Here is a 2846-nt window from a genome sequence, read left to right on the forward strand (position 1 = left end):
TTGGCGGCTCACAACGTCGGTTCTCCGATGGACTCCCCTATATGTCAAACATCTACTGTCACCCCGGCAGAGCCGGGGGATTTCCTATTTTTGGTTATTAATTTATAACGGACACTCTAGTGCCCAACCAGATAAAAAATGTTACGGCCATTGAGCGTGACCGCAGCGCCCTTTTTTCCGCCATGCTCCAAGCCTTAAGTGCGGTTCCCGCTGACGCAGGTGCATACGGATTTCTGAATGCGCTTTGCCAGAGCATTCTCGACAACAACAGATCCCTAAAATGGGCATGGTACGCCTTCCAAGTGCCTGGAAGGCCACTAAAGCCCTATCATGAATTGGGCATCCAGCATAACCCTGACATTTCCGAGAATCCTCAGGATCCCTGCTACCAGGTTCTGAGCACTAATACTTCAATGACGTATTCCCTGGACAATCCTGACTGCCCGGAATGGCTCCTGCCCCTGCGCAAGCAACTCTCTGAAATCATCCTGGTCCCCTTCGGTATTGAGGGACAAAAAGCGCTGGGTGTTGTGGGCAGCAGTGAGTCGGGTTACTTTGAACAAGTCGGCACCGAATTTTTTTCTGCCTTTGCCTATATGGGTGACATGATCATAAGCCTGCAACAACATGCGCGCCGTGATCCTCTGACCGGTCTGTATAATCGCATGGAGCTGGATGATCGTCTGGAACAGGCGTTACGTATGGCTGATCAGCATCAGCGACTGCTGGCAGTGGCAATGCTTGACCTCGACAATTTCAAGGAAGTCAACGAAAAGCTGGGGCGGCTGGCGGGCGACCAGATTCTGGTTGAATTCAGCCAACGTATTCAAAAAGATTTGCGAAGTCATGACACGCTCTTCCGGATGGGTGGTGATGAATTTGTATTGTTGATTGAAAACCTGGAACGCTGGGCTGATCTCGAAGTGGTCATGGAACGCATACGGATGAACTTGGATCGTGCCTTTACGGTCAATCAGTCAGAACTGCGGGTTCAAGCCAGCATTGGCGTAACCGTCTATCCCCTGGACGATGACAAGCCTCGGGATATTATTCATCATGCCAATCTGGCCCTGCATCAGGCCAAACGACATAAAACAGCGCAGTTCTATACGCTCTATGATCCCTCCTCCATTTATGACCCCGGTACCCCGCAGCTCGTAGCCCGTCAACAACATTTTCGGGGGCTGCTGGCCGAACATGTGGTTACGCTCTATCAGCCCATTATCCATACTCCGAGTAGTCGCACCCATGAACTGGAAGCCCTCGCTCGCCTGGAGGAAAACGGCACATTGCTGGAAACGAGCGAGTTTTTACCCTGGTTGGCAGCAGAAGATCGCCGCAAACTCAGTTGTACGATTTTGGAACAAGCCGCCCGGCAATGGCGATTGTGGCAAAATGCCGGCCAAAGCATTTCCATTGCGGTAAATTTCGAGCCGCAGGATCTGCTGCTTGAAGAGGTCATTCAGTTTATTGAAAGTACGCTGCTGCGCTTTCAGATGCCTGCCAGGCAGTTGATTATTGAGGTGCTGGAAGGTGACGAATTTCTGGATTACGCCTCAGCCAAAGCACAACTGGGCCGCCTCAAAGAGTTGGGAGTACGCATCGCTCTCGACGATCTGGGCACGGCTTACGCCAGTCTGCTGCGCCTCAAGGATTACCCATTTGACGCCGTCAAACTGGACCAGGCGTTCAGCCGTCACCTGGAAAAACGCCCAAGAGATCTGCATTTTCTGGCGAGCATGCTGGAAATGGCCAATGGGCTGGGAGTAGAACTCATTGTCGAGGGTATTGAAAACGCGGAAGTGTTTTCTGCCGTAACCGCTCTGGGAATTCGTCAGGTACAGGGTTATGCCATCAGTCGCCCCGTCTCAGCTGGAGAAATCAGTCAGCGCTTCCTGGGGAAGCAAATTTCAATGCAGTCGTCCAACTCCAGTTTATTGGTCAGCTTTGCCCGTTTTCTGGTACTCGCCAAGGGCTTGCGGGCCGTACTGCAAAGTATGCCGCAAAGCATTAATGTCCAGTTGTCCTGTGATAATTTATCCTGCCCTCTTTATCCGCTCATGGACACCATACCTTCCTTACGTGAACGACGTGCGCAATTACAGCTGGTCATTGCAGATATAGTTGGCAATCATTTATCCAGCGAATACAGCATGGAAATTTATGATCATTTAACGGCAGGCATCCTCAACGAGATGGCAGCATACATCGCGGCCACGCCGTGAAATCATTTGCTGAAATTCAGTTACCCGCACTCTCCCGGCCCTCGTCCCTGCGGCAGATTTTTTTACTGAATGTTGGGCTTTTTGGCGGGCACTTGCTGCTGACTGTTTTTGCGGCGCTGATTTTCAGCCATTCCCTGGCGGGTCGTTTTTGGCCCATCTGGCCAGCGGCGGGAATTGCCGCCTACGGACTCCTGGTTTGGGGACCAAGAGTCATACCGGGACTACTCATTGCGTCATTACTGGGCGGGCACTTTTTTATCCACCTCCGCTGGGGAATCAACATCTGGTTTGCCTGCAGCGAAATCATGGGTGCCTGGCTGGGCAGCCTGCTTTTACGTCGATTCTGTCCCGGTTGGGCAGGATTACAAACAGTCCGCCACAGCATCGCCTATTTATTGCTTTTTGCAGGAATCCCCGCCCTATTTACTGCCAGCCTGACCGGGGCCGGTGGTTGGTTATTTACGAAAGCCACCGGGAATATTCCTCACCTGATTTTGTTTTGGACGATGGCCAATGCGGCGGCCATCATCAATGTAAGTACTTTATTTCTACTTTTTTTCCATGGACAGCCTGACCAAAGAACATTTCTGGACAAGCATTTTTTTTGTTGGGAACGGGCAC

Annotated in this window: 2 protein-coding genes; both read left to right on the forward strand. The window is 51.5% G+C overall.

Going from position 1 to position 2846, the window contains the following annotated elements; all coding sequences use genetic code 11:
• The first annotated feature begins 119 nt into the window (after nt 1-119).
• Nucleotides 120-2225: a putative bifunctional diguanylate cyclase/phosphodiesterase gene (locus tag AC2VLY_RS11075; RefSeq protein ID WP_486922280.1), complete on the forward strand. Its 2106-nt coding sequence runs from the start codon at nt 120-122 to the stop codon at nt 2223-2225.
• On the forward strand, nt 2222-2846 hold a 625-nt coding region (locus tag AC2VLY_RS11080), incomplete at its 3' end, for a hypothetical protein (RefSeq protein ID WP_486922281.1). The genes AC2VLY_RS11075 and AC2VLY_RS11080, both read left to right, overlap by 4 nt.

The sequence above is a fragment of the Acidithiobacillus sp. TH-A36 genome (assembly GCF_057473445.1).